The sequence below is a fragment of the Streptomyces sp. F001 genome (genome assembly GCF_004187715.1).
GTDB lineage: Bacteria > Actinomycetota > Actinomycetes > Streptomycetales > Streptomycetaceae > Streptomyces > Streptomyces flavusporus.
The window spans coordinates 1,245,664-1,271,047 of record NZ_QZWF01000001.1; the positions used below are offsets into that span (position 1 = coordinate 1,245,664).

At 72.1% G+C, this 25,384-nt stretch carries 22 protein-coding genes, 2 pseudogenes and 1 riboswitch; of the genes and pseudogenes, 12 read left to right on the forward strand and 12 right to left on the reverse strand.

Annotated elements, in window-relative coordinates:
- Position 1 precedes the first annotated feature (1 nt).
- From amaP to StrepF001_RS05765, 5 genes are all read right to left on the reverse strand, one after another.
- Positions 2 to 589, reverse strand: a complete 588-nt coding sequence (gene amaP / locus StrepF001_RS05745; protein WP_129797159.1) for an alkaline shock response membrane anchor protein AmaP — start codon at positions 587 to 589, stop codon at positions 2 to 4.
- Positions 586 to 1,266, reverse strand: coding sequence for a DUF6286 domain-containing protein (locus StrepF001_RS05750; RefSeq protein ID WP_129797160.1), 681 nt, complete (start codon positions 1,264 to 1,266; stop codon positions 586 to 588). Before StrepF001_RS05750 ends, amaP begins: the two co-directional genes overlap by 4 nt.
- A complete protein-coding gene (locus tag StrepF001_RS05755; protein ID WP_129797161.1) occupies positions 1,263 to 1,646 on the reverse strand; it encodes an Asp23/Gls24 family envelope stress response protein in 384 nt (127 codons plus the stop codon). Before StrepF001_RS05755 ends, StrepF001_RS05750 begins: the two co-directional genes overlap by 4 nt.
- Positions 1,643 to 1,828, reverse strand: a complete 186-nt coding sequence (locus StrepF001_RS05760; RefSeq protein WP_129797162.1) for a hypothetical protein — start codon at positions 1,826 to 1,828, stop codon at positions 1,643 to 1,645. Before StrepF001_RS05760 ends, StrepF001_RS05755 begins: the two co-directional genes overlap by 4 nt.
- Positions 1,829 to 1,889: 61 nt before the next feature.
- Positions 1,890 to 2,369, reverse strand: coding sequence for an Asp23/Gls24 family envelope stress response protein (locus StrepF001_RS05765; RefSeq protein WP_129797163.1), 480 nt, complete (start codon positions 2,367 to 2,369; stop codon positions 1,890 to 1,892).
- Positions 2,370 to 2,458: 89 nt separating this feature from the next.
- Here StrepF001_RS05765 and StrepF001_RS05770 point away from each other — a divergent pair, with 89 nt between their 5' ends.
- Entirely contained in the window at positions 2,459 to 3,178 is a 720-nt protein-coding gene (locus StrepF001_RS05770; RefSeq protein WP_129797164.1) for a nucleopolyhedrovirus P10 family protein, read from the forward strand.
- 5 nt (positions 3,179 to 3,183) lie between these two features.
- On the opposite strand, the gene StrepF001_RS05775 is transcribed toward StrepF001_RS05770, so the two are convergent.
- The 4 genes from StrepF001_RS05775 to StrepF001_RS05790 form a co-directional block, all read right to left on the reverse strand.
- Positions 3,184 to 3,975 (reverse strand): enoyl-CoA hydratase/isomerase family protein, encoded by a 792-nt coding sequence (locus StrepF001_RS05775; RefSeq protein WP_129797165.1) that lies wholly within the window; start codon positions 3,973 to 3,975, stop codon positions 3,184 to 3,186.
- 134 nt (positions 3,976 to 4,109) lie between these two features.
- A complete protein-coding gene (locus StrepF001_RS05780) occupies positions 4,110 to 4,331 on the reverse strand; it encodes a helix-turn-helix domain-containing protein (RefSeq protein ID WP_018567695.1) in 222 nt (73 codons plus the stop codon).
- 362 nt (positions 4,332 to 4,693) lie between these two features.
- Complete coding sequence (locus tag StrepF001_RS05785; RefSeq protein WP_129797166.1) at positions 4,694 to 6,292, reverse strand: ABC-F family ATP-binding cassette domain-containing protein; 1,599 nt, start codon at positions 6,290 to 6,292, stop codon at positions 4,694 to 4,696.
- A 91-nt stretch (positions 6,293 to 6,383) separates the two neighbouring features.
- Positions 6,384 to 6,947 (reverse strand): PQQ-binding-like beta-propeller repeat protein, encoded by a 564-nt coding sequence (locus StrepF001_RS05790; RefSeq protein WP_240797291.1) that lies wholly within the window; start codon positions 6,945 to 6,947, stop codon positions 6,384 to 6,386.
- A gap of 485 nt (positions 6,948 to 7,432) precedes the next feature.
- Between StrepF001_RS05790 and StrepF001_RS05795 the strand changes: the two genes are divergently transcribed.
- Positions 7,433 to 7,846 (forward strand): VOC family protein, encoded by a 414-nt coding sequence (locus StrepF001_RS05795; protein WP_129797167.1) that lies wholly within the window; start codon positions 7,433 to 7,435, stop codon positions 7,844 to 7,846.
- 6 nt (positions 7,847 to 7,852) lie between these two features.
- On the opposite strand, the pseudogene StrepF001_RS05800 reads toward StrepF001_RS05795, so the two are convergent.
- From StrepF001_RS05800 to StrepF001_RS05810, 3 genes and pseudogenes are all read right to left on the reverse strand, one after another.
- Positions 7,853 to 9,158: pseudogene (locus tag StrepF001_RS05800) on the reverse strand (hypothetical protein).
- Between the two features lie 297 nt (positions 9,159 to 9,455).
- Positions 9,456 to 10,583: an alpha/beta fold hydrolase gene (locus tag StrepF001_RS05805; RefSeq protein WP_129797168.1), complete on the reverse strand. Its 1,128-nt coding sequence runs from the start codon at positions 10,581 to 10,583 to the stop codon at positions 9,456 to 9,458.
- 258 nt (positions 10,584 to 10,841) lie between these two features.
- Entirely contained in the window at positions 10,842 to 11,567 is a 726-nt protein-coding gene (locus StrepF001_RS05810) for a class II aldolase/adducin family protein (RefSeq protein WP_129797169.1), read from the reverse strand.
- A gap of 197 nt (positions 11,568 to 11,764) precedes the next feature.
- On the opposite strand from StrepF001_RS05810, the gene StrepF001_RS05815 reads away from it, so the two are divergent.
- From StrepF001_RS05815 to cobI, 10 genes and pseudogenes are all read left to right on the forward strand, one after another.
- Positions 11,765 to 12,514, forward strand: a complete 750-nt coding sequence (locus StrepF001_RS05815) for a lysozyme (protein ID WP_129797521.1) — start codon at positions 11,765 to 11,767, stop codon at positions 12,512 to 12,514.
- Between the two features lie 142 nt (positions 12,515 to 12,656).
- Positions 12,657 to 13,895 (forward strand): inorganic phosphate transporter, encoded by a 1,239-nt coding sequence (locus StrepF001_RS05820; RefSeq protein WP_129797170.1) that lies wholly within the window; start codon positions 12,657 to 12,659, stop codon positions 13,893 to 13,895.
- Positions 13,896 to 13,926: 31 nt separating this feature from the next.
- Positions 13,927 to 14,148, forward strand: coding sequence for a hypothetical protein (locus StrepF001_RS05825; protein ID WP_129797171.1), 222 nt, complete (start codon positions 13,927 to 13,929; stop codon positions 14,146 to 14,148).
- Between the two features lie 109 nt (positions 14,149 to 14,257).
- Positions 14,258 to 14,402, forward strand: a riboswitch (cobalamin riboswitch).
- A 105-nt stretch (positions 14,403 to 14,507) separates the two neighbouring features.
- A pseudogene (locus StrepF001_RS05830) lies at positions 14,508 to 15,449 on the forward strand (cobalamin biosynthesis protein).
- Positions 15,446 to 16,957 (forward strand): cobyric acid synthase, encoded by a 1,512-nt coding sequence (locus tag StrepF001_RS05835; RefSeq protein ID WP_129797172.1) that lies wholly within the window; start codon positions 15,446 to 15,448, stop codon positions 16,955 to 16,957. Before StrepF001_RS05830 ends, StrepF001_RS05835 begins: the two are co-directional and overlap by 4 nt.
- Positions 16,954 to 20,610: a cobaltochelatase subunit CobN gene (cobN, locus tag StrepF001_RS05840; RefSeq protein ID WP_129797173.1), complete on the forward strand. Its 3,657-nt coding sequence runs from the start codon at positions 16,954 to 16,956 to the stop codon at positions 20,608 to 20,610. Before StrepF001_RS05835 ends, cobN begins: the two co-directional genes overlap by 4 nt.
- Positions 20,607 to 22,601 carry a putative cobaltochelatase gene (locus StrepF001_RS05845; RefSeq protein ID WP_129797174.1) on the forward strand — a complete coding sequence of 665 codons (1,995 nt, stop codon included), beginning with the start codon at positions 20,607 to 20,609 and terminating at the stop codon, positions 22,599 to 22,601. The genes cobN and StrepF001_RS05845 overlap by 4 nt, the downstream gene beginning before the upstream one ends.
- Positions 22,601 to 23,200: a cob(I)yrinic acid a,c-diamide adenosyltransferase gene (gene cobO, locus StrepF001_RS05850; protein WP_129797175.1), complete on the forward strand. Its 600-nt coding sequence runs from the start codon at positions 22,601 to 22,603 to the stop codon at positions 23,198 to 23,200. The genes StrepF001_RS05845 and cobO overlap by 1 nt, the downstream gene beginning before the upstream one ends.
- Complete coding sequence (locus StrepF001_RS05855) at positions 23,194 to 24,651, forward strand: cobyrinate a,c-diamide synthase (RefSeq protein WP_129797176.1); 1,458 nt, start codon at positions 23,194 to 23,196, stop codon at positions 24,649 to 24,651. The genes cobO and StrepF001_RS05855 overlap by 7 nt, the downstream gene beginning before the upstream one ends.
- A complete protein-coding gene (gene cobI, locus StrepF001_RS05860) occupies positions 24,648 to 25,379 on the forward strand; it encodes a precorrin-2 C(20)-methyltransferase (protein WP_129797177.1) in 732 nt (243 codons plus the stop codon). Before StrepF001_RS05855 ends, cobI begins: the two co-directional genes overlap by 4 nt.
- Positions 25,380 to 25,384 lie beyond the last annotated feature (5 nt).

A 25,384-nucleotide genomic window follows, 5' to 3' on the forward strand; every position in this document is an offset into this window, starting at 1 on the left:
GTCAACTGACCCTTTCCGCACGGTGCTTGACGCCCCTCAGGCGGACCTCGGCGGGCAGCGACGCCAGGCCCGCCGAGTCGCGGGCGTGGGCCAGGGCCTGGGCCGTGAGGCGGTGGAGCGCATCCCCGGGGTCCACGTGCGGCTCCACCAGGAGCCGGACCCGTGCCTTCGGCGCGCTGCGTCGCCCCGTGAGCTGGACATGGGCGCGGGCGACGCCGTCCAGGGCGTCCGCCTCGCCGGTGAGTACACCTTCCAGGGCCCGCCCGCGCAACAGGGCGCCCTCGCCGTCGCCGGTGTCGACGAGCACCTCGGCGAGCCGGCGTCGGCGCACCACCGCGACCAGCCACCACAGGGCGAGCAGGACGAGGACGGCGAGCGCGGCGAGGACGGTGGGCCACCACCAGCCGGCGTCGCGCCAGCGGGTCCGCTCGGCGTCGCCGAGCAGCACGTCGTTCGTGCCGTGATGGATCCACCAGGACGGGGGGTCGACTCCCAGCCCGACGGCGAGCACCGCCCCGCCCAGCACGACCAGCACCAGCCCGATGATCGCGAGCAGCACCCGGTTGACGGTTCTGAGCACCGCGCTCACCCCTTCCGGCCGGGCCGCCGGACGTGCACCGTCAACGCGGGCCGCCGGGCCAGGCCCAGCCCCCTGATCGCGTCGGCGAGCACGCTGTCCAGGTCGGCGCGTACCTCGTCCAGTTCACGGAAGTGCGAGACCGCCCGTACGTCGGCCCGCTTGCGGCGCATCCGGACCCGTACCGACTGCACACCGGACACCTCCATGGCCCGGTCGCGCAGCACGGTCGCGGCGGCGTCGCGGTGCAGTCCGGCTCGTACGTCGGCATGGGTGCGCCGCATCGGCAGGACGGCTCGCAGTCCGGGCGTCGTGGCCAGCACGATCAGCCAGAGGCCGAGGGCGGCGGCGACGCCGGCGCCGACGAGGACCCAGGTGTCGTCGAGGGGGCGTTCGGCGAGTTGGCGGGCGAGTTCCCGGCGCCAGTGCATGGGCGGCCGGTCGGCGCGGACGGCGGCGATGTCGTAGAGGAAGGCGCCCGCGACGACGAGGAGCAGCAGCGCGACGATGCCCGCGGGGATACGGCGGGCCGACCAGAAGCGGTGGTTTCCGCCGTTGTCCGCGTCGGCGAGCGGCAGCGGTTCGTAGGCAGCCGACGAGGCGGACTGGCCGAGTTCGGGCTCGGTCGGCTCCTTCTCGATGACCGGCAGTTGCTGTGTGGTGCCGTCGGAGCCCTGGGACTCGCTCATCGCGTCCTCCCCTGCGCCGCGCCGTGCGCCGCTGCCAGATGCAGCCGCTCCACCTGGACGGCGACCTCCGGAACGTCCATTCCCACCAACGCGCCTACCCGTTCGACGACCTGGCGACGCACCTGCCCGCAGCGGGAGCCGATGTCGCTGGGGTAGTCGAGTTCGAGGTGGATGTGGACCCGGGCGGCGTCGTGGTGCACGACGACCGTGGCGTGCGGGCGGGCCGCCTCGGGCGGCAGCGTGCCGAGCGCCTCGCGGGCCGCCTGCGCGGCGATCTTCGCGACCACGCGGTCGGCGATCAGGGTCGCCCCGCGCTCGCCCGGAGGTACGACGGTGACCGGTCTGCGAGGTTCGGCGGCCCCACTGCTCACGGGCGTCACCGCCGGCGTTCGCCACGCGAACGGAAGAAGTCGCCGGCCTCCAGGTCCCCCTCCAGGAACCGGCCGACGACGAACCCGACGGCGCCCAGGGCCGCCACCAGCAGGAAGGCACCGAACCCGCCGAAGTACCCGGCGAAGCCCAGGGCCATTCCGGCGATCATGCCGACCAGGGCCATGCTCATCGTGCGCTCCTCAGCTAGTCAGCGGCGCGTCAGTCGTACAGGTGTTCCGGTCGCCGGGGCGTCACTGGATCCGGGGTTCCCTCTCCTCCTCTTCTTCTTCCTCCGGAAGCTTGACATCACTCACCGCGATGTTGACCTCGACCACCTCAAGGCCGGTCATCCGCTCCACTGCCGAGACCACGTTCTCCCGGACGGCCCGCGCCACGTCGCCGATCGACACGCCGTAGTCGACGACGATCTCCAGGTCGAGCGCGGTCTGCACCTCTCCGACCTCGGCCTTCACCCCGCGTGTCACGGACTTCGTCTGGCCGGGCACCCGCTCGCGTACGGCCCCGAAGGTGCGGCTCAGTCCGCTGCCCAACGCATGCACGCCGACGACGTCGCGGGCGGCGAGTCCGGCGATCTTCTCGACGACCCCGTCGGCGATGGTGGTCCTCCCCCGGGTCCCCGGATCGCCGCCGCCACGCCGGGTGGGCTTGCGGGTCTGTACCGGAGGCTGGGTTTCGCTTTCGGGGGCCTGTGTCCGGTTCATATCGGTCATGGCCGTGCGTCCCTTTCGGTCGTCGTCCCCTTCGACCACGGTAAGCCGGGTTGCGTGGTCGCGCGCCGGGGATGCGGCAGGCTGGAGCAATGACGGCGGACGGATGGACGCGGGCGGTACGACGGCAACCGGGGCTCGGAAGGCTTCTGCCGCTGGGCGGCCCGCGCGACGGCGCGTGGATCACCGAGCGGGCGGTGGAGGCGGTGCTGCGGCACGCGGCGGGCGCGGTGCCCGGCGTGCGTCTGGGCGCGGTCGGGATCAGCCTGGCCGATCCGGAGGGCGCCCATGAGCCCGCCGTACCGCCACCACCGAGCGCCCTGCCGCCCGGCCCTCTGCGGGTGACCGCCGACTTCGCGGCGACGGCCGCCGAACCGCTGCCGACGGCGGCCTCCCGGCTGCGTGGGGCCCTGGCAGCGGCCGCGTCGCAGCGGCTCGGGCTGACGGTGGCGGAGGTCGACCTGCGGGTGACCGCTCTGCTGGACCAGGAGGCGGAACCCGAGGCCGTACAACCCCCTCAGCCGCCGCAGGCGCGGGAGTCGACAGACCCCGAGGAAGCCCTGGTGGCCGACGCCGCCCTCGCCGTCCAGGGCGTGAGCCGGCTGACCGGGGCGCTGGGCGGTGTGGGCCGGGCGGTACACCTCGAGGAGGAGCCGGGCGACCGCGCGCTCCCGCGCCGCCATGTGCGGATCGAACTGGCGGTAGGCGCGGACCACCGGGCCGTGGACGTGGCCCGGGAGGTCCGCGTGAAAGGGGGAGAGGCGCTGCCGGATCACCCCACGGTGGCGGTACTGATCACGGCAGTCGGCTGACCGCCCTACTCGCCGATGCCCGCCAGATCCCGCAACCGGCGCGCCTGAGCGGCGCGTTCGGCGACCCGCTGCTCCTCGTACGTACGCTCTCCCGCACCTCGCAGCAGGGCCTTGGTCTCGATGACCGCGTCCCGCGGCGCGGCAAGGAGCGCCGCCGTCAGGTCCCGTACGGCGCCGTCGAGTTCGGTCGGCGGCACGGCGACGTTCGCCAGCCCCGTGCTCACGGCCTCCCCAGCCTGTACGAAGCGCCCGGTCACACAGATTTCGAGCGCGCGGGCATAGCCGACGAGCCCGACCAGCGGATGGGTGCCGGTCAGGTCCGGCACCAGCCCCAGGCTGGTCTCGCGCATGGCGAACTGCACGTCGTCCGCGACGACGCGCAGGTCACAGGCGAGGGCGAGTTGGAAGCCCGCGCCGATGGCATGCCCCTGCACCGCGGCGATGGACACGATGTCGCTGCGCCGCCACCAGGTGAACGCCTCCTGGTACTCGGCGATGGTCGCGTCCAGCTCGGCGTCACCGCCGCGCGCGAGGTCGATGAAGGACGGCTCGCCCTCGAAGCCCTCGGGCGTGAACGCCTGCCGGTCGAGCCCGGCCGAGAAGGACTTGCCCTCGGCGCGCAGCACGACCACGCGGACGGTGCCCGGCAGCAACCGGCCCGCCTCGGCCAGCGCCCGCCACAGAGCGGGGCTCTGCGCGTTGCGCTTGGCCGGATTGGTCAGCGTCACCGTGGCGATGGCGTCATCGACGGTGAGCTGTACGCCGTCCTTGTCGAGTACCGGGTCGAGCGAAGCCATGGGGCGCCTCCGATGGGTGCAGTCATCGTGAGTGCCGTACGACGGCACTCATAAGTGACTGCACAGTAACCACCCAGCCGATCACCTGACCGACCGGGTGGCCACCATCGAAGTCGACGGGCCTCGCCCGGGGGTCAGGCCGAAGCGGCCTTCTTGCCCCGTGTCGCCCCGCCACGCCCACGGAGCGTGACGCCCGACTCGCTGAGCATGCGGTGTACGAAGCCATACGAGCGGCCGGTCTCCTCGGCCAACGCCCGGATGCTCGCACCGGCGTCGTACTTCTTCTTCAGGTCTGCCGCGAGCTTGTCGCGCGCGGCGCCGGTCACCCGGCTGCCCTTCTTCAGAGTCTCGGCCACCCGTGCCTCCTCATGGGAAGTGCGCTCTGGTCCCCTCATGATCACCCCTCCGGGGCTTCATGGCCACCCATTCGGCAAGGTCCGTGGGTGAGGGTTTTGACGACAGGAGCACATCCCCACAAGCGGAATCAGTAGTTCCACCAGGTGATATGCATACGGCCGAACGGGTTGTTCCATGAATTACCAGGTCAGGAACGCGGCGCGGCCAACCCCTTGTCGACAAAGGGATCGGCCGCGAAACCGGTGTAGGACACACCGGGGTACGAGGAGATCTCACACAGATGGTGGATCACCTATGGGCCGAATGATCCATACGCGTGGATCACTCATTCGATCAAGCGGCGCTGACCGCCCCCGCCGGCTCAGGCGAGGGCGACCAGATCGGCGTAGTCGGCGCCCCACAGGTCCTCGACGCCGTCCGGCAGCAGGATGATCCGCTCCGGCTGGAGCGCCTCGACGGCGCCCTCGTCGTGGGTGACGAGGACCACGGCGCCCTTGTAGGTGCGCAGCGCGCTGAGGATCTCCTCGCGGCTGGCCGGGTCGAGGTTGTTCGTCGGCTCGTCGAGGAGCAGGACGTTGGCCGACGACACCACGAGGGTGGCGAGGGCGAGGCGGGTCTTCTCACCGCCGGAGAGGACCCCGGCCGGCTTGTCGACGTCGTCGCCGGAGAACAGGAACGAGCCGAGCACCTTGCGGACCGCGACCAGGTCCATGTCGGGCGCGGCCGAGCGCATGTTCTCCAGCACCGTGCGGTCGGGGTCGAGGGTCTCGTGCTCCTGGGCGTAGTAGCCCAGCTTGAGGCCGTGGCCCTCGATCACCGCGCCGGTGTCGGGCTTCTCGACCCCGGCCAGCAGGCGCAGCAGGGTGGTCTTGCCGGCGCCGTTGAGGCCGAGGATGACCACTCGGGAGCCCTTGTCGATGGCCAGGTCGACGTCGGTGAAGATCTCCAGCGAGCCGTACGACTTGGACAGCCCTTCGGCGGTCAGGGGGGTCTTGCCACAGGGTGCGGGCTCGGGGAAGCGCAGCTTGGCGACCTTGTCCGACTGGCGGACCTCCTCGAGGCCGGACAGCAGCTTCTCCGCGCGGCGGGCCATGTTCTGCGCGGCGACCGTCTTGGTGGCCTTGGCGCGCATCTTGTCGGCCTGTGCGTTGAGCGCGGCGGCCTTCTTCTCCGCGTTGGCCCGCTCCCGCTTGCGGCGCTTCTCGTCGGCCTCGCGCTGCTGCTGGTAGAGCTTCCAGCCCATGTTGTAGATGTCGATCTGGGCGCGGTTGGCATCCAGGTAGAACACCTTGTTGACGACCGTCTCGACCAGGTCGACATCGTGGGAGATCACGATGAAGCCGCCGCGGTACGTCTTGAGGTAGTCCCGCAGCCAGATGATCGAGTCGGCGTCGAGGTGGTTGGTGGGCTCGTCGAGCAGCAGCGTGTCCGCGTCGGAGAACAGGATCCGGGCCAGCTCGATACGGCGGCGCTGACCGCCGGAGAGCGTGTGCAGCGGCTGGCCGAGCACCCGGTCGGGCAGGTTGAGCGCGGCGGCGATGGTGGCGGCCTCCGCCTCGGCGGCGTACCCGCCCTTGGTGAGGAACTCCGTCTCCTGCCGCTCGTACTGCCGGAGCGCCTTCTCGCGGGTGGCGCCCGTGCCGTTCGCGATGCGCTGCTCGTTCTCGCGCATCTTGCGGATCAGTACGTCCAGGCCGCGGGCGGAGAGGACGCGGTCGCGGGCGAGGATGTCGAGGTCGCCGGTGCGGGGGTCCTGCGGGAGGTAGCCCACCTCGCCGGAGCGGGTGACGGCGCCGGCGGCGGGGATGCCCTCGCCGGCCAGGACCTTGGTGAGGGTGGTCTTGCCGGCGCCGTTGCGGCCGACCAGGCCGATGCGGTCGCCCTTGGCGACACGGAAGGTTGCGGATTCGATGAGGACGCGGGCACCGGCGCGCAGCTCGATACCGGAGGCGGAGATCACGGACAGACTCCAGGGCGGGTTGTGAGGCGGGACAGGCGGCTGAGGGACTTCCCGCCGTCTAATGCACGAGGAGAATGGCCATGGACCCAGTCTAACGGGGCGCTGCAACCAGTTTTTGCGGGTTCAGCTGTTCGGGCCCGCGGCCGAGGGCCTCGTTGCCCAGGGACCTGCGGTGCGGGGCGATCCGGCCCCGGTCGTCGACGGCGACGAGCTGCGCGGTCCACGCGTCCCGGGCGCAGGGCTGGGCGATCAGCAGGGCTCCGCCGCGGTGCAGCGCACGTTCGGGCGCGAACCAGCATCCCTTGCGGGCGGGCAGCACCCAGCGCAGGTCACCGTCGGCGGTGCGGTACGCGGCGACGCGGCGCGGGGTGAGGACTGCGAGGATGCCGCGGCCGAGGGGGCGCAGCACGCCGGTGCCGCCGTGGGCCGCGAGCCAGCCGGCGGAGGCGGGCAGGGCACGGTGCCAGCGCACGGACCTGCCGTCGGTGGCGGTGACGAAGCCGTCGTCCCAGAGCGTGATCGCCTCCCCGCGCGCGGGGAGCACGGTGAGCGGGCGCCGGCCGTCACGGGCGTGACGCCAGCGGACCTCGCCGGTCGTCGGGTCGTACGCCTCGACGGTCCCCTCATGGGTGCGCAGTTCCGTCGGGTGCTGCACGCGCGCATGGACGGTGAGGCGGTCTCCGTAGGGGTGGGGCGCGCCTGGTGGGCGGCGGCGAGGAGGAGGGCCGCGAGAAGGAGGGCGGCCCCGGCGGCCAGGAGGCGGCGGAGGATACGCAGCGGGGCTTTCGAGACCGGGGCGTGAGGGCTCGTCCGCGTCACCTCGACCGGCAGAACGATCACCACGCCCCCTTCGTCCGGAGCCACTGCTCGCCGCTTCCCACGCGGACAGGCGCAGAGCGTAGCCACGCGCGGGACGGGGCGCGGGTGCGCCGTCGGGACACGACGCGGGGGCGGGGGCGGGTCCCTCGTTCGGACGCCCGCCCCGGCGCCGGCTTCCTCCCGGTCGCGGGGCGTTGTCAGTGGCGGGTGCAAGACTGAGCAACAGGCAGCATTTCCGGGCTTGTTTTTCGGCTTGTTTCCGGGATTTCCGGACTGGAGATCCCGGCATTTCAGGCAGCGATACACAAGGGAGTGATCGGCATGGCAGGCACCGGCGGGGGGCGTCCGAGCATCTTTCCGACGCTGCTGTACTCGGACGCGAAGGCGGCGATCCGGCAGCTGACGGAGGCCTTCGGTTTCACGGAACTGTCCTTGTACGAGAGCGAGGACGGCACGGTGATGCATGCCGAGCTGGTCCAGGGCAACGGCGCGGTGATGCTCGGCTCGAAGGGCCGCGGCGGCCGCTTCGACGAGGCGATGAAGGGCGCGGGCCCGACGGGGGTGTACGTCGTCGTCGACGACGTCGACGCACACCACCAGCGGGCCGTGGACCACGGCGCGGAGATCCTGATGCCCCCGACGGACCAGGACTACGGCTCGCGGGACTACATGGCCCTGGACCTCGAGGGCAACATCTGGAGCTTCGGGACGTACGGCCCGCAGATAGAGGCCTGAGCCGGGTCAGCTGCCCCCGGTGTGCACCTGGAAGGCCGCACGGCGTACGGCCTTGGCCAGGGCGGGGTCGGGGTGGGCCGCGGCGAGCGCGACCAGGACCTGGACGGTGCGGGGATGGCCGACCGCGCGCACCTCGTCGAGCAGCGCGGGCACCGTCGGCTGCACGGCGGACTCCAGATGCCGGACGAGCAGGGGCGCCTCACCGTGGTCGGCGACCGCGGCCGCCGTGTCGACCCACAGCCAGGTGGCCTCCTCCCGGGTGAGCACCTCGTAGGCGTCCTCCGGGTCGGCTCCGTCGTGTTCGGCGAGCCACAGCAGGGCGTACGGCCGCAGGGTCGGCTCGTCGAGCGCGATGCGTACGTCGGGCTCGGCGGGGGCACCGACGACGCGCAGCGCCTCGAAGGCGAGGCCGCGCAGCAGGGCATCCTCGCCGCGGGCGGCGTCGAGGAGTTCGGTGACGGCGCTGCCGACGGGGCGGGCGGCGAGCCAGGCGCGGTACTCGGCGCGGGCCGCGTTCGGGCGCAGCTGGGCGCAGCCGCGGAGCATGTCCTCGGCGGCCGCCTCGATGTTCCCGGCGGGGCTCTGCGCGGCGACGCAGATCTGCTCCAGCTTGACCCAGACCGCCCAGCTGCCCAGCGGGGTGAGGGTGGCCTGGCCGTCGCCGTAGGTGAGTGCGCCGACGGAGGTGAGGGCGTGCAGGGCCCAGTCGAGGAGAGGGGCCAGTTCGGCGTCGTCCCCGGGGGGTCGGGTGCGCCGCGGAATGCACCGGGCCGGCGTCGGCGGGAGGCGCAGGGGCCGGGATGCGCGCGGGTTCACGCGGCGGGCCGTAGGGGATTTCGCAGCGCTCGGTGCGCAGTTCCCTGACGCGTTGGGCCAGCAGATCGAGGAGCTGCTCGACGGGGACCGGTCCGGCGGACAACTGGAGGAAGGAGAGCACCTGAGGCATGGCCGAGACGACCTCGGCAACGGCGGCGGGCTCGTGGTCGGCGGGTTCCGGGTGGGCGAGCGACCAGGCATCGAACAGGGCGACCCAGCCACGCAGAACGGCGGTGTCGTCACGGTCCCAGGCCCGCAGCCGCCAGCCGGGGCGGGCGCTGTCGCCGTGCACCTCGACGAGGCCGGCGAGGCGGGCGGTGTCCCAGTCGGCGCGGACCTGGGCCGGCGTCAGACCCAGTTCACCGGCCGCCCGTTCGGCGGTCGCGTCGGCCAGGGGGGCCTTGCCGTCGGAGGCGGCGTTGTCCCTGCCGGGGCCGAGTGCGGTGTCGGCCCAGCGGGCGACGCGGGCCGCGCCGGCCAGCCTGGAACGTGCCATTCCAGCCAGCTCCGAGGGAGCCGGTGTGCCCTCCGGCGGGCGGGGCGCGGGGCGGCGCGAGCGCCGCTGGTTCATCGCTCGGGGGGCGGCGGCCAGGGGTCGCGGGCGGACGAGTCGAAGCCTGGAGTCGCGCGGGATACGGGACGTCACGGGTGCAGTCTTCCGGTTGACGGTCCGAAAACCCAAACGGAATGTCACGGGCGGCGACGGGACTGGCCAACGCAAGGGCTCCTCGGGCGGCCCGGGCCGAGATCCGGACAGTGGTACGGCGTTAAACGGAACCGTCGTGGCCGGGACTCACATCAGCGGTGTCAGGAAGCGGCGGAGGGCTTCCTCGTATGCCGACGGGTCGGCGTTCCACAGGGCGCTGTGCGGGGCCTGCCGGACGGTGTGGAGGGCGACCAGATCGGGGCGGCGTTCGGCCAGCCGGCGGGAGTAGGCCCAGGGGGCGACCGTGTCGTCGGGGCCGTGGAAGATCAGGGTCGGGATCTTCAGGCGTTCGGGGTGGGCGGCCTCGTCGATGCGGTCGCCGTACAGACCGGTGCGGCCCTGGGCGGCGCGCACGGCCAGCGGCAGCAGGGGTGCGGGCATCCGCCGGGCCGCGGCCAGGGCGCGCAGTGTCGCCTCCCAGTTGAGGACCGGGGAGTCGAGCATCAGGCCGCGGATGCGGTCGCGGTCGGCGGAGTGCGCGGCGGCGCGCAGGGCCATGGTGGCGCCGGTCGACCAGCCGTACAGGACGACCCGTTCGGCGCCGTACCGCACGGCGTGGCGAATCGCCGCGTCCAGGTCGCGCCACTCGGTCTCGCCGAGATGGTTCAGGCCGTCGGGCGGGCGGGGTGCGCCGAGGTCGCCGCGATAGGCGAGGTCGAGCACGGGGAAGCGAAGGCCGTGCAGGAACTCCATGACGTTCATGGGGTGTTCCCGTGTCGTGCCCAGGCCGTGCACGGTGATCACCCAGGTGTCCCTGGCGGCAGGCACGAACCAGGCGGGCAGGACGCCGAGTTCACCGGGCACGTCGACGTCGGCGTGGTCGAGACCGAGGGCGGCGCCGGGGTCGCCGATGTGCAGGTTGGGGGTGAGCCACACCTTGTCGCCCGGCTCCAGGCTGCCGTGCGTGACGCGCTCCAGGCGGCGGACGACGGCGTCGGCAGGGTGCGGGGCGCTGTCCAGGACGGGGCCGACGACCGCGTGGGATCCGTCGCCGGAGAGGCCGTAGGTGCCGGGGCGTTGGGAGGCCAGGGCGCGGGTGAGGGTGACGCGGCCCGCGGCCGTGCTGTGCACGGTGAGCCGGGGTTCGGTGGGCAGGGGCCGGCCCGGCGGCGCCTTCAGTGCGGCGCCGCTGGCGAACCGGCCGGCGGCCACGGCGGCGGCGCCGGCTGCGGTCATCGCGGTGACGGCGGCGGCCGCCGCTTTGACAGTGCGCACGGATCCAGTGTCCTGGCGGACGTCGGCGGGGGCCAGTGGGAGGGGGGCTCGGGGTGATGCGGCTTGAGGCGTTAAGGGGGTGTGGGTGGGGGTGGGATCGCTCACCGGCGCGTGCCGGGTGCCGCTGCGCCAGTGCGGGTGGGAGTGGGATCACTCACCGGCGCGTGCGGGGTGCCGCTGCGCCCACCCTCCCCACGCTCGGCTTCGCTCGCGCGGGGGACCCCATCGCCCCAGCGGCACGACTGCCCGCAGCTACGATCACTGCCCGTACCCCCGCAACCGCTCCCCCGCCGCCCTCAGCTGGTCGTCGGACAGGAGGTTCGGGGTCAGGCCGGGGACCGAGGAGGCGGTCAGCCAGAGGTGGCACATCCACTCCAGCTGGGCGGTGCGGTCGTAGGCCTGGTCGAGGGTGGCGCCGTAGGTGAGGGTGCCGTGGTTCTGGAGGAGGCAGCCGGAGCGGTCGGCGAGGGCGTGCAGCATGTTCTCGGCCAACTCCTCGGTGCCGTACGTCGCATACGGGGCAACCCGGACGGGCCCGCCGAGCGCGCCGGCCATGTAGTGGATCGCGGGGAGCTCACGGACGAGCGTCGAGACGGCGGTGGCGTGCACGGCGTGGGTGTGGACGACGGCGCGGGCGTCGGTGGTGCGGTACACGGCGAGATGCATGGGCAGTTCGCTCGTCGGGACGAGCGTGCCGCGCACCTGCCGTCCGTCGAGGTCGACGGCGGTCAGGGCGTCCGGCGTGAGCCGGTCGTAGGGGACGCCCGAGGGTGTGACCAGGACCGTGTCCCGGACGCGTACGGACACATTGCCGGACGTACCGACGACCAGTCCGTCGGCCACGGTCCGGCGGGCCGTCGCCACGAGCGCCTGCCAGGCCCGGAACTCCTCGTCCCGCACACCGCTCATCCGCGACTCCTCCACTTCCTGTGCGCCCTCCCGGCCGCCCCGGACGTCCCGCCGGCCCCGCCGCCTTTCCGCCATGCCGTGATCCTGCCAGGGAGGCCGTCGGGCGGTTGCCGCGCCGGGGCACTGTAGGGCGGAAGCGGCACGTCCGGAAGGGTGCATATCAGCACAGATCCCCCTTCACCCCTACTTGGCCGGAGATCGATGAGCATTCAACGATCTTCCCGTACTCTCTGGGGGGATTTGTCATGCACGTTGCCATTCCGGGGGGAAACATGGCCCGTGACCGCAAACCGTTCCGCCATCGCAGCCGCCTTGCCGCGGCGTCGGTGGCGGCCTTCGCGATCGGGGGGACCGCACTGGCCGAGATTCCGGCCACGGCGGCGAGCAAGCCGAAGGGGCACGACGTCTCGTCGCATCAGAAGAACGTCAACTGGCAGAGCGCGAAGTCGAAGGGCGCCCGGTTCGTCTACGTCAAGGCGACCGAGTCCACCACGTACCGCAACCCGTACTTCAGCCAGCAGTACAACGGTGCGCGGAACGCGGGCCTGATACGCGGGGCCTACCACTTCGCGCTGCCGAACAAGTCGTCGGGCAAGGCCCAGGCGGCGTACTTCGTCCGCAACGGCGGCGCCTGGCGCGGGGACGGCTGGACGCTGCCACCCGCGCTCGACATCGAGTACAACCCGTACGACAAGAAGCACAAGTGCTACGGCCTGAGCAAGGCGAAGATGGTCAGCTGGATCAAGGCCTTCAGTGACGAAGTGAAGCGGCTCACCGGCCGCCGCCCCGTGATCTACACCACCACCCACTGGTGGAACACCTGCACGGGCAGCAGTCACACCTTCGCCGGCAACCACGCGCTGTGGATAGCACGCTACGACTCGGCGAGCGCGGGAACACTCCCGGCCGGGTGGTCGTTCTGGACGCTCTGGCAGTACGACAACAGCGGCAGCCTGCCGGGTGACCAGAATCTCTTCAACGGCTCGACGACCCAGTTGAGGAAGTTCGCAAAGGGCTCGTAGCCGGGCAGGACGGGGCCGTCGATTCCTGACCGGACGACGGCCCCCACCTTGAGACACCTGGACACCCCCCTCAGTTCACCTTTCGTTCACTTGGGTTACGTACGTTCGTCCAGCCAATGACCTCGAACGATTGCCTGGGTAAATGGAAGGCATCTCGCTGATCCTCGCGATTGTGGTGGTAACCGCACTCGCGTTCGATTTCACGAACGGTTTCCACGACACCGCGAACGCGATGGCGACCACCATCTCCACCGGTGCCCTCAGACCCAAGGTCGCGGTGGCCATGTCCGCCGTCCTCAACCTGGTCGGCGCCTTCCTCTCCGTGGAAGTCGCCAACACGATCTCCAAGGGGCTGGTCGACGAGAGCGGCATACGTCCCGAGGTCATCTTCGCCGCACTCGTCGGCGCGATCCTGTGGAACCTGCTGACCTGGCTCGTAGGCCTCCCGTCGTCCTCCTCGCACGCCCTCATGGGCGGTCTGATCGGCGCCACCATCGCCTCGGCCGGCGTGGGCGCCGTGCACGGCGACGCGCTCGTCACCAAGGTGCTGATCCCGGCGATCGCCGCCCCGCTGGTGGCCGGCATCGCGGCGATGCTGGCCACGCGGCTGACGTACCGGCTCGGCAGGAAGGCCGACGGCAAGGCGGCCGCGAAGGGCTACCGCGCCGGCCAGATCGCCTCCGCCGGCCTCGTCTCCCTCGCCCACGGCACCAACGACGCGCAGAAGACCATGGGCATCATCACCCTCGCCCTGGTCGCCGGCGGCTCCCTCGCCCCCGACTCCGACCCCCCGATGTGGGTCATCCTCTCGGCGGGCCTGGCCATCGCGCTCGGCACCTACCTCGGCGGCTGGCGCATCATCCGCACCATGGGCAAGGGCCTGACCGACCTCCAGCCGCAGCAGGGCTTCGCCGCGCAGACCAGCGCCGCGACGGTCATCCTGGCCTCCTCCCACCTGGGCTTCTCGCTGTCCACCACGCACTCGGTCTCCGGTGCGGTGATGGGTGCGGGTCTCGGCCGCAAGGGCGGGGTCGTGCGCTGGTCCACCGCCACCCGTATGTTCGTCGCCTGGGGCCTGACCCTGCCGGCCGCCGCGCTGGTCGGTGCCGTCGCGGAGTGGGTCACCGGCTTCGGCTCATGGGGCACCGCGCTCGTCGCCGTCTTCCTGGTCGCCTCCAGCGCCGCGATCTGGATGCTCTCCCGGCGTGAGGTCGTCGACCACACGAACGTCAACGACACGGCGGAGGAACCGGCCGGTGTCGTGACGACCGCGATGGCCGCCGTGGCCACTCCCCCGCCCGGCGCGGCCGAGGGCCTGACGGCCACGATCCCCGCGCAGCCCGCATCCCCGGACCAGGCGCCTTCCCGGGCCGCCGTCTGAGCCCCCCAGGTACGAAGGAAGCAGAAGCAGCATGAAGATCGACTGGGCGGCCCTCGGCTCCGTCTTCGGCGTCAGCCTCGTGGCCACCGTGGCCCTCGTGGGCCTGTTCACCCTCGGCATCGCGGGCCTGTCCCGCCGGGAGCGCGCGGTGGCGCAGGGCGATTCGGCCGCGCTCGCCGTCGCGGGGGCGTACGCCGCCTTCGCGGCATGTGCGGCGGCGGTGGCGTACGGGATCTATCTGATCGTGGCCTGAACCTGACTCAACCGACGCGCCGGGCGGTACGGGGTTTCCCGTACCGCCCGGCGCGTCGGTGTGTGGGCCTCAGCACACTCCAGCACCGCAGGTCACAGGCAAGTTGACGCCCCTTCCGACCCCGTGGTGGACTTCCGGGGCCATGTACGGCGGCAGGAGAGGAAGCCCGGTGTGAATCCGGCGCGGTCCCGCCACTGTGACCGGGGAAGGAACTCCCCGGGAGCCAGGAACTCTCACCGCCGGTCTCGTCGAACCAGGGCGTGGACACCCTGAGTGAGGACATATCGCGATGCTCGGCTGCCGTTCGAGGTTGAGGTTCAGTACCCGGGTTCTGCCCGACCCCGCGATCGGCTGAGCCGATGCGTGCCGATCGCGTCTTCGCGTACGGCGCCGCTCTCGGTCTCCTCGGCGATCTGCTCCTCGGTGATCCGCGCCGGGGGCATCCGGTCGCCGCGTTCGGGCGGGCCGCCGGTGGGGTCGAGCGGGTGCTGTGGCGGGACCACCGCGGGTGGGGTGCGCTGCATGCCGTCGTGTGTGCGGGCTCGGCGGTGGCGCTCGGGACGGCGGCCTCGCGTCTCGTACGGTCGTCTCCCGCCGCCTCCGTGGCCCTCACCGGCGTCGCCACCTGGGCGGTCGTGGGCGGGACGTCGCTGGCCCGCGAAGCCCGGGCCATCGGTCGTGCCCTGCAGGCCGGTGATGTGGAGGCAGCGCGGGCGCGGCTGCCGCATCTGTGCGGGCGGGATCCGCAGGCGCTCGACGCGGACGGGATCGCCCGGGCGGTCGTGGAGTCGGTGGCCGAGAACACCTCCGACGCGGTCGTCGGGGCGCTGGTGTGGGGGGCCGTCGGCGGGGCCGGGGCTGCTCGGGTTCCGGGCCGTGAACACCCTCGACGCCATGGTCGGGCACAGGTCGCCCAAATACCTGCGGTACGGGTGGGCTTCCGCCCGTCTCGACGACCTCGCCGGGTGGCCGGGCGCCCGGCTGACCGCCGCACTCGCCGCGCTGGCCGGTCCCGATCCGCGGGGAGCCGTACGGGCCTGGCGCGCGGACGCCGACCGGCATCCGAGCCCCAACGCCGGGCCGGTGGAGGCCTCGTTCGCGGGGGCGCTCGGGGTCCGGTTGGGCGGACCCTGTCCTACGGGGGCCGGGTCGAGCGCCGTCCCGTGCTCAACGCGTCGGCGGGGCGCGCCGTCCGGGTCACCGACGTGGAGCGGGCGGTACGGCTGTCCCGGCGCGTCGGACTGCTCGCGCTCGGCGTCTGTGTCGCCGGGCGGCTGCTGACAAGGGGGCGTACGTCATGAGTGGTGGAGGTCTGCTGGTCGCCGGCACCACCTCCGACGCCGGCAAGAGCGTCGTCACCGCCGGGATCTGCCGGTGGCTGGTGCGCCAAGGCGTGAAGGTGGCGCCCTTCAAGGCGCAGAACATGTCGTTGAACTCGTTCGTCACGCGCGAGGGTGCCGAGATCGGGCGGGCGCAGGCCATGCAGGCGCAGGCGTGCCGCGTGGAGCCGGCCGCGCTGATGAATCCCGTGCTGCTCAAGCCGGGCAGTGACCGCAGCAGTCAGGTCGTCCTCATGGGCAGGCCCGTGGGCGAGATGAGTGCGCGCGGCTACCACGGAGGGCGGCAGGAGCGGCTGCTCGGGACGGTGCTGGAGTGCCTCGCCGAGTTGCGGGGCACGTATGACGCGGTGATCTGTGAGGGGGCGGGCAGTCCCGCCGAGATCAATCTGCGCCGGACCGACATCGTGAACATGGGGATCGCCCGGAACGCGCGACTGCCCGTGCTCGTCGTCGGCGACATCGACCGCGGGGGCGTCTTCGCCTCGTTCTTCGGCACGGTCGCGCTGCTCTCGCGCGAGGACCAGGAGTTGGTCGCCGGCTTCCTCGTCAACAAGTTCCGCGGCGATGTGTCGCTGCTCGAGCCGGGGCTGGAGATGCTCCACGGGCTCACCGGGCGGCGTACGTACGGTGTCCTGCCGTACCGGCACGGCCTCGGTATCGACGAGGAGGACGGACTGCGGGTGTCGCTGCGGGGTTCCGTCCGGGAGTCCGAGGTGTCCTCCCCCGTCGGCGAGGACATCCTCCGGGTCGCCGTCTGCGCCGTCCCGTTGATGTCCAACTTCACGGACGTGGACGCACTGGCGGCCGAACCCGGGGTCGTGGTGCGGTTCGTGGACCGGGCGGAGGAACTCGCGGACGCGGACCTCGTCGTGGTGCCCGGCACCCGGGGGACGGTCCGGGCCCTGGAGTGGCTGCGGGAACGCGGCCTCGCGGACGCCCTCGCCCGCAGGGCCGTGGAAGGACGGCCCGTCCTCGGCATCTGCGGCGGTTTCCAGATCCTCGGTGAGCACATCGAGGACGAGGTCGAGTCGCGCGTGGGCCGGGTGGACGGGCTCGGACTGCTGCCCGTGCGCGTGCGGTTCGCACGGGAGAAGACCCTCACCCGGCCCGTCGGCGAGGCGCTCGGCGAGCCCGTCGAGGGGTACGAGATCCACCACGGGGTCGCCGACGTCGTAGGCGGCGAGCCCTTCCTGGACGGCTGCCGGGTCGGGCAGACCTGGGGCACGCACTGGCACGGCTCGCTGGAGTCGGACGGTTTCCGGCGGGCGTTCCTGCGCGAGGTGGCCGCCGCCGCGGGCCGCCGTTTCGTGCCGGCGCCCGACACCTCGTTCGCCGCGCTGCGCGAGGAGCAGCTCGACCGGCTCGGCGACCTGATCGAACAGCACGCGGACACGGACGCGCTGTGGCGGCTCATCGAGTCGGGCGCGCCGCAAGGACTGCCTTTCATTCCACCGGGAGCGCCCGTATGAGCACTGTGTTGTTGTTGTCGACCGCCGACACCGATCTGCTGGCGGCCAGGGCCGCTTCCGGTGCCTCGTACCGGATCGGCAATCCGACCCGGGTGGATGTGGAACAGGAGCTGCCCGGGCTCCTCGACGGCGCCGACATCGCCGTCGTACGACTGCTGGGCGGCAAGCGGGCCTGGGAGGACGGGCTCGCCGAGCTCAAGGCCTCGGGCATCCCGACCGTGCTGCTGGGCGGCGAGGCCGTACCGGACGCGGAGCTGATGGCCGAGTCGTCCGTCCCGGCCGGAGTGGTGGCCGAAGCGCTGAAGTATCTGGTCGAGGGCGGGCCCGCCAACCTCACCGAACTCGCCCGGTTCCTCTCCGACACCGTGCTGCTGACGGGCGAGGGGTTCGTCGAGCCGCAGAAGATGCCGGAGTACGGCGTCCACGGCGAGCGCCCCTTCGTCGACGGCCGTCCCACCGTCGGCGTGCTCTTCTACCGGGCCCATGAGCTGAGCGGCAACACCGCCTTCGTGGACACCCTGTGCGACGCCATCGAGGCGCGGGGCGCCAACGCCCTGCCCGTGTACTGCGGTTCGCTGCGCGGTGCGGACGCGGAGCTGTACGAGCTGCTGTCGAAGGCCGACGCCCTGGTCGCCACCGTCCTCGCCGCCGGCGGTACGCATGCCTCCCAGGCGTCGGCGGGGGGCGACGAGGAGGCGTGGGACATCGGGGCGCTGGCCGATCTCAACGTCCCTGTGCTGCAAGGACTTTGCCTGACGTCGTCCAGGAGTGCCTGGGAGGAGTCGGATGCCGCCCTGTCCCCCATGGACGCGGCGATGCAGGTGGCGATCCCGGAGTTCGACGGGCGGCTGATCACCGTGCCGTTCTCCTTCAAGGAGCAGGGGCCGGACGACGTGCCGGTGTACGTCGCCGACCCGGAGCGGGCGGCGCGGGTCGCGGGTATCGCCGTACGGCATGCGCAGTTGAAGCACAAAGCCAACGCGGACAAGAAGCTCGCGCTCGTCTTCACCGCGTATCCGACCAAGCACTCGCGCGTGGGGAACGCGGTCGGCCTGGACACGCCCGCATCCGCCGTACGAGTCCTGGACGCCCTCAAGGCTGCCGGCTACAGCCTCACCGAACACCCGGACAACGGCGACGAGTTGATCCACCGGCTCATCGAGGCAGGCGGTCATGACGTCGAGTGGCTGACGGAGGATCAGCTGGCGGCCGCCCCCGCGCGCGTGCCACTGGCCGACTACCGGGCGTGGTTCGACAAGCTCGACCCGGAGCTCAGGGACGGGATGCTGGAGGCGTGGGGCGAGCCGCCGGGTTCGCTGTACGTCGACGGGGACGACATCGTCCTCGCCTCGCTCCGGTTCGGGAACGTCGTCGTCATGATCCAGCCGCCGCGCGGCTTCGGCGAGAACCCGATCGCGATCTACCACGACCCGGACATGCCGCCGTCGCATCACTACATGGCGGCCTACCGCTGGCTGGAGAACTCGTTCGGTGCCGACGCGATCGTGCACATGGGCAAGCACGGCACGATGGAGTGGCTGCCGGGCAAGGGGCTCGGGCTCGGCGGCGGGTGCGCACCGGACGCGGTCCTCGGGGATCTGCCGTTGATCTACCCCTTCATCGTCAACGACCCCGGCGAGGGCACCCAGGCCAAGCGGCGTGGGCACGCCACCGTCGTCGACCACCTCGTGCCGCCGATGGCGCGGGCCGACACCTACGGTGACCTGGCCAAGCTGGAGCAGCTGCTCGACGAGTACGCGCTCGTCTCCGACCTGGACCCGACCAAGGCCCCGGCCGTGCGCGCCCAGATCTGGACGCTGGTCAAGGCGGCCGAGCTGCACCACGACCTGCATGTCGACGAGCAGCCGGACGACGAAGAGTTCGACGAGTTCGTCATGCACATCGACGGCTATCTCTGCGAGATCAAGGACGTGCAGATCCGGGACGGTCTGCACATCCTCGGTGGTGGGCCGGTGGGCGAACCGCGCGTCAACCTGGTGCTCGCCGTGTTGCGCGCCTCGCAGGTGTGGGGCGGGCAGGCGAACGCGCTGCCGGGGCTGCGGGCCTCGCTCGCGCTCCACTTCGGCCTGGTCGAGAAGGAGTTGCTCGCCGAGCCGGGCGCTGCGGTGAAGGTACCGGTCGAACTGACGGATCTGGTCGAGGGGCCGTCCCGTACGGCCGCCGACGCGATCGACCTGCTGGAGCAGCTGTGCCGGCGGATCGCGGAGGGGATGGAATCCCGCGCCTGGGCGGGTTCCGAGAGCACCGCTCTCGTTCGGGAGGTGCTCGGCACCGAACTCCCGGACGCTGTCTCGGTGTTGGAGTTCGCCTGTACCGAGGTCGTCCCCCGGCTCGCCCGTACCACCGACGAGATCGGCCACATCCTCAAGGCCCTCGACGGCGGTTACGTCCCGGCGGGCCCGTCGGGCTCCCCCACCCGTGGGCTCGTCAATGTCCTGCCGACCGGCCGCAACTTCTACTCGGTCGACCCCAAGGCCATTCCGTCCAGGCTCAGCTGGGAGGTCGGCCAGTCGCTCGCCGACTCGCTCGTGCAGCGGTACCTCCAGGACACGGGCGAGTACCCGAAGTCCGTCGGCCTGACGGTGTGGGGTACGTCCGCGATGCGCACCCAGGGCGACGACATCGCCGAGATCCTCGCGCTGCTGGGCTGCCGTCCGGTGTGGGACGACGCGTCGAGGCGCGTCACCGGCTTCGAGATCGTCCCGTCGGCCGAGCTCGGCCGCCCCCGCATCGACGTCACGGTGCGCATCTCCGGTTTCTTCCGGGACGCGTTCCCGCATGTCGTCGGGCTCATCGACGACGCGGTACGGGCGGTGGCCGAGCTGGACGAGCCCGCCGAGTCCAACTTCGTACGGGCGCATGTGGACGAGGACACCGCCGAGCACGGTGACCGGCGGCGCGCGACCGCCCGTGTCTTCGGGTCGAAGCCGGGAGCCTATGGGGCGGGGTTGCTCCCCCTCATCGACGCCCGCAACTGGCGATCCGACGCCGACCTGGCCGAGGTGTACGCGGTGTGGGGCGGCTACGCCTACGGGCGCGGGCTCGACGGGCGGGCGGCGCGCGGGGACATGGAGACGGCGTTCCGGCGGATCGCGGTGGCGGCGAAGAACGTCGACACGCGTGAGCACGACCTCGTCGACGCCGACGACTACTTCCAGTACCACGGCGGCATGGTCGCCATGGTCCGCCATCTGACGGGCGCGAGCCCCGAGGCGTACGTCGGCGACTCCGCCACTCCCGACCAGGTGAAGACCCGCACCCTGGGCGAGGAGACCCACCGCGTCTTCCGGGCCCGGGTGGTCAACCCGCGCTGGATGGCGGCGATGCGGCGGCACGGCTACAAGGGCGCCTTCGAGATGGCGGCGACCGTCGACTACCTCTTCGGCTACGACGCCACCGCCGGGGTCGTCGACGACTGGATGTACGAGAAGCTCAGCGCCGAGTACGTCTTCGACCCGGAGAACCGGGACTTCATGAAGAAGTCCAACCCGTGGGCGCTGCGCGGCATCACCGAGCGGCTGCTGGAGGCCGCCGACCGTGGGCTGTGGGCCGAGCCGGACGCGGACACCCTGGAGCGGCTGCGCGCCACCTACCTGGAGCTCGAAGGCGACCTGGAGGGCGAGGACAAGTGACCACCCCGTTTCCGTTCACGGCCGTCGTCGGCCAGCACGATCTGCGGCTCGCGCTGCTGCTGAACGCCGTGTCCCCGGCGGTCGGCGGCGTGCTCGTACGCGGCGAGAAGGGCACCGCCAAGTCGACGGCGGTGCGCGCACTGTCGGCGCTGCTGCCTCAGGTGCCCGTGGTCGCCGGGTGCCGTTTCTCCTGCGACCCCGCGGCTGCCGACCCGGCGTGCCCGGACGGGCCGCACGAGTCCGGGCCGGGCGTGTCGCGGCCGGCGCGCATGGTCGAACTGCCCGTCGGCGCCTCCGAGGACCGACTGGTCGGCGCCCTGGACATCGAGCGGGCGCTCGCCGAGGGCGTGAAGGCCTTCGAGCCCGGCCTGCTCGCCGACGCACACCGCGGGATCCTGTACGTCGACGAGGTCAACCTCCTCCACGACCACCTGGTCGACCTGCTGCTGGACGCGGCGGCGATGGGCGCGTCGTATGTCGAGCGCGAGGGTGTCTCCGTACGGCATGCCGCACGGTTCCTGCTCGTCGGCACCATGAACCCCGAAGAGGGCGAGCTGCGGCCGCAGTTGCTCGACCGGTTCGGGCTGACCGTCGAGGTCGCGGCCTCACGGGAGCCGGACCAGCGGGTGGAGGTCGTCAGGCGCCGGCTCGCCTACGACGACGATCCGGCCGGTTTCGCCGCGCGGTGGGCGGACGAGGAGGCCGCCGTACGGGCACGGATCGTGGCCGCGCGTGAGCTGCTGCCCTCCGTGCGGCTCGGCGACGGGGCGCTGCGGCAGATCGCGGCGACCTGTGCCGCGTTCGAGGTGGACGGGATGCGGGCCGACATCGTGATGGCGCGGACCGCGACCGCGCTGGCAGCGTGGGCCGGACGGCCCGATGTGCTCGCGGAGGATGTGCGGCAGGCTGCGCTGCTCGCGCTGCCGCACCGCAGGCGGCGTAACCCCTTTGACGCGCCGGGACTCGACGAGGACAAGCTCGACCAGACGCTGGAGGAGTTCTCCGGTGAGGGCGACGAGGACCCCGACCCGGACGGGCCCGGCGGAGGTGGCGGGCAGCCGCCGTCCGAGGGGCCGCAGGCCGATGGCGGCTCCGGCGCGCGTCCCGAGGCCGACGAGGACGGGGAGCCGCGGGCTTCCGGGGCCGGGGAGCAGACTCCCGTACGGGCGTCCGAGCCCTTCCGTGCGAAGGTGCTGAGCGTGCCGGGTGTCGGTGAGGGTGCCGCCGGGCGGCGTTCACGGGCACGGACGGAGCATGGGCGGACCACCGGGGCTCGGCGGCCCCAAGGGGCGCTCACCAAGCTGCACTTGGCGGCCACCGTGCACGCGGCCGCGCCGCATCAGCGGGCTCGGGGGCGGTCCGGGCCGGGGCTGGTGGTGCGGCGGGATGATCTGCGGCAGGCCGTTCGGGAAGGGCGCGAGGGGAATCTCGTGCTGTTCGTCGTGGATGCCTCCGGGTCGATGGCGGCTCGGCAGCGGATGAGTGCGGTGAAGGGGGCCGTGCTGTCGTTGCTGCTGGACGCGTATCAGCGGCGGGACAAGGTGGGTCTTGTGACGTTTCGGGGGGCGGCCGCCGATGTGGCGCTGCCGCCTACCTCGTCCGTGGATGCCGCCGCAGCTCGGCTGGAGTCGCTGCCGACCGGTGGGCGTACGCCGCTTGCGGCCGGGCTGTTGAAGGCCCATGAGGTGCTGCGGGTCGAGCGGCTGCGGGATCCGGCTCGGCGGGCGCTGGTCGTGGTCGTGACGGACGGACGGGCCACGGGTGGGCCCGAGCCGGTCGCGCTTGCCGAGCGGGCGGCTCGGTTGTTCGCCGCGGAGGGTGTCGCGTCCGTGGTGGTCGACTGCGAGTCGGGGCCCGTACGGCTGGGGCTCGCGGGGCGGCTCGCGGGGGAGCTGGGCGGTACGGCGGTGACGCTGGACGAGTTGCGGGCGGACTCGATCGCCGGGCTGGTGCGGGATGTTCAGGGTGTGGCGAAGAGGAGGGCCGCGTAATGCCTCAGGGGCAGCCGAGTGTGGTGCCGGACGATGGCCTGACGACTCGTCAGCGGCGTAATCGGCCGCTGGTGGTCGTGCACACGGGCATCGGGAAGGGCAAGTCCACCGCCGCTTTCGGGCTGGCGCTGCGGGCCTGGAACCAGGGCTGGCCCATCGGGGTGTTCCAGTTCGTCAAGTCGGCCAAGTGGAAGGTCGGCGAGGAGAACGCGCTGCGGGTGCTCGGTGCCAGTGGTGAGGGCGGATCCGTCGACTGGCACAAGATGGGCGAGGGCTGGTCGTGGGTGCAGCGCGACGACCAGATGGACAACGAGGAGAAGGCCCGCGAGGGCTGGGAGCAGGTCAAGCGGGATCTGGCCACCGAGACGTACAAGCTGTACGTCCTCGATGAGTTCGCGTACCCCATGCACTGGGGGTGGGTCGACACCGACGAGGTGATCTCCGTGCTGCGGGACCGGCCCGGAACCCAGCACGTCGTGATCACCGGGCGGAACGCGCCGGAGAAGCTCGTCGACATCGCCGACCTCGTCACCGACATGTCCAAGGTCAAGCACCCCATGGACGTCGGGCAGAAGGGGCAGAGGGGCATCGAGTGGTGACTTCTGTGCCCCGGTTGGTCGTCGCCGCGCCGTCGTCCGGCAGCGGCAAGACCACCGTCGCCACGGGGTTGATGGCCGCGTTCGCCGCGCGGGGGCTCGCCGTGTCCCCGCACAAGGTGGGGCCGGACTACATCGACCCCGGGTATCACGCGCTCGCGACCGGGCGGGTGGGGCGGAATCTCGACGCGTATCTGTGCGGGCCGGAGTTGATCGGGCCGTTGTTCCTGCATGGGGCGCGTGGGTGTGACATCGCCGTCGTGGAGGGGGTAATGGGGTTGTACGACGGGGCAGCGGGGGAGGGTGAACTGGCGTCCACCGCTCATGTGGCGAAGCTGTTGCGGGCGCCGGTGGTGCTCGTGGTCGACGCCTCGTCGCAGTCCCGGTCCGTGGCGGCGCTGGTGCACGGGTTCGCTTCCTGGGATCCGGAGGTGCGGGTCGGGGGTGTGATTCTGAACAAGGTCGCCTCCGATCGGCATGAGCTGCTGCTGCGGGATGCTCTGGACTCGGCCGGGGTGCCGGTGCTCGGCGTGCTGCGGCGGACCGCTCAGGTGGACACGCCGTCGCGGCATCTGGGGCTGGTGCCGGTCGCCGAGCGGCGGGGGGCGGCCGTGGAGGCGGTGGCCGCCATGGCCGCGCAGGTGACGGCCGGGTGTGATCTGGAGGCTCTGGCCGGGCTGGCGCGGAGTGCGGGTGCGTTGTCGGGTGCGGGGTGGGATGCGGCTGAGGTCTTGGGTTCTTCGCCCCCGCCGCCCCTTCCCGTTCCCGACCCTGGGGGCTGCGCCCCCAGACCCCCGTTTCGGCCTGAACTGCCTCGTCCTCAAGCTCCCCCAGAGGGGGCACCCTCAGACGGGCTGGTTGTTGCCGTTGCCGGTGGGGAGGCCTTCACGTTTTCCTATGCCGAGCACAGTGAGCTGCTGGCCGCTGCCGGGGCCGACGTCGTGGCCTTTGATCCGCTTCGTGATGAGCAACTGCCTGAGGGCACACGCGGGTTGGTCATCGGGGGTGGGTTTCCCGAGGTGTACGCCTCCGAGTTGTCCGCCAACGAGCCGCTCCGTAAAGCCATCGGCGAGCTTGCGCTCGCGGGCGCGCCTGTCGCTGCCGAGTGTGCCGGGCTGCTGTATCTGTGCCGGGAGTTGGACGGGCTGCCCATGTGCGGCGTGCTCGATGCGCAGGCGCGGATGTCGGAGCGGCTCACGCTCGGCTACCGGGACGCCGTGGCCGTCAGTGACAGCGTGCTCGCCGGGGCCGGGACGCGGATGCGCGGGCACGAGTTTCATCGGACCGTGGTCGAGCCCGGGTCCGGTACCGCCCCTGCCTGGGGGATACGGGCGCCCGAGCGGCGCGTCGAAGGCTTCGTACAGCGCGGTGTGCACGCGAGTTATCTGCACACGCACTGGGCGTCCGCGCCCGGTGCGGCCCGTCGGTTCGTGGAGAGGTGCCGGACGTCATGAGCAGCAAGCTGATCGGAGTCGGGGTCGGTCCCGGCGACCCGGAGCTGGTGACCGTCAAGGGTGTCAACGCGCTGCGCGCCGCCGACGTGGTCGTCGTCCCCGTCATGGACACCGGTGAGCGCGGGCGCGCCGAGGCGACCGTGCTGCACTACGTGCCCGAGGAGAAGGTGCTGCGGGTGGTGTTCGCGCTGAACGAGCGGAGCGACCGGGCGCGGCGCGAGGCCGCCTGGGACGCGGCGGGTGAGCGGGTCGCCGGGCTGCTGAAGCGGCATGACTCCGTGGCCTTCGCGACGATCGGGGACCCGAACGTGTACTCCACGTTCACCTATCTCGCGCAGACCATCACCGAGCTGGTCCCGGGGACCGTCGTCGAGACCGTGCCCGGCATCACCGCCATGCAGGACCTCGCGGCGCGGTCGGGTGCCGTGCTGACGGAGGGGACCGAGCCGCTGACGCTGGTGCCGGTGACCGCCGGGGCCGCCGTGCTCAAGGAGGCGCTGAACGGGCCCGGGACCGTCGTCGCCTACAAGTTCGGACGGCAGGCGGCCGAGGTCGCGGAGGCGTTGCGGGAGAGCGGCCGGCTCGACGGGGCCGTGTGGGGGTCGGCGCTGGGGCTGCCGGAGGAGTCCGTCCGGCCGGCCGGCGAGCTGGACGGGACTGCGCTGCCGTATCTCTCGACGCTCATCGCGCCTGCGCGGCGCGAGGGCGGGCGGGGCGGCAAGTTGTGAAGCTC

Coding starts and splice junctions, on each gene's coding strand:
- StrepF001_RS05750 (WP_129797160.1), bottom strand. CDS start 1,266: ATGAGCGAGTCCCAGGGCTCCGACGGCACCACACAGCAACTGCCGGTC.
- StrepF001_RS05760 (WP_129797162.1), bottom strand. CDS start 1,828: ATGAGCATGGCCCTGGTCGGCATGATCGCCGGAATGGCCCTGGGCTTC.
- StrepF001_RS05765 (WP_129797163.1), bottom strand. CDS start 2,369: ATGACCGATATGAACCGGACACAGGCCCCCGAAAGCGAAACCCAGCCT.
- StrepF001_RS05770 (WP_129797164.1), top strand. CDS start 2,459: ATGACGGCGGACGGATGGACGCGGGCGGTACGACGGCAACCGGGGCTC.
- StrepF001_RS05775 (WP_129797165.1), bottom strand. CDS start 3,975: ATGGCTTCGCTCGACCCGGTACTCGACAAGGACGGCGTACAGCTCACC.
- StrepF001_RS05795 (WP_129797167.1), top strand. CDS start 7,433: ATGGCAGGCACCGGCGGGGGGCGTCCGAGCATCTTTCCGACGCTGCTG.
- StrepF001_RS05810 (WP_129797169.1), bottom strand. CDS start 11,567: ATGGCGGAAAGGCGGCGGGGCCGGCGGGACGTCCGGGGCGGCCGGGAG.
- StrepF001_RS05815 (WP_129797521.1), top strand. CDS start 11,765: ATGGCCCGTGACCGCAAACCGTTCCGCCATCGCAGCCGCCTTGCCGCG.
- StrepF001_RS05820 (WP_129797170.1), top strand. CDS start 12,657: ATGGAAGGCATCTCGCTGATCCTCGCGATTGTGGTGGTAACCGCACTC.
- StrepF001_RS05825 (WP_129797171.1), top strand. CDS start 13,927: ATGAAGATCGACTGGGCGGCCCTCGGCTCCGTCTTCGGCGTCAGCCTC.
- StrepF001_RS05835 (WP_129797172.1), top strand. CDS start 15,446: ATGAGTGGTGGAGGTCTGCTGGTCGCCGGCACCACCTCCGACGCCGGC.
- cobN (WP_129797173.1), top strand. CDS start 16,954: ATGAGCACTGTGTTGTTGTTGTCGACCGCCGACACCGATCTGCTGGCG.
- cobO (WP_129797175.1), top strand. CDS start 22,601: ATGCCTCAGGGGCAGCCGAGTGTGGTGCCGGACGATGGCCTGACGACT.
- cobI (WP_129797177.1), top strand. CDS start 24,648: ATGAGCAGCAAGCTGATCGGAGTCGGGGTCGGTCCCGGCGACCCGGAG.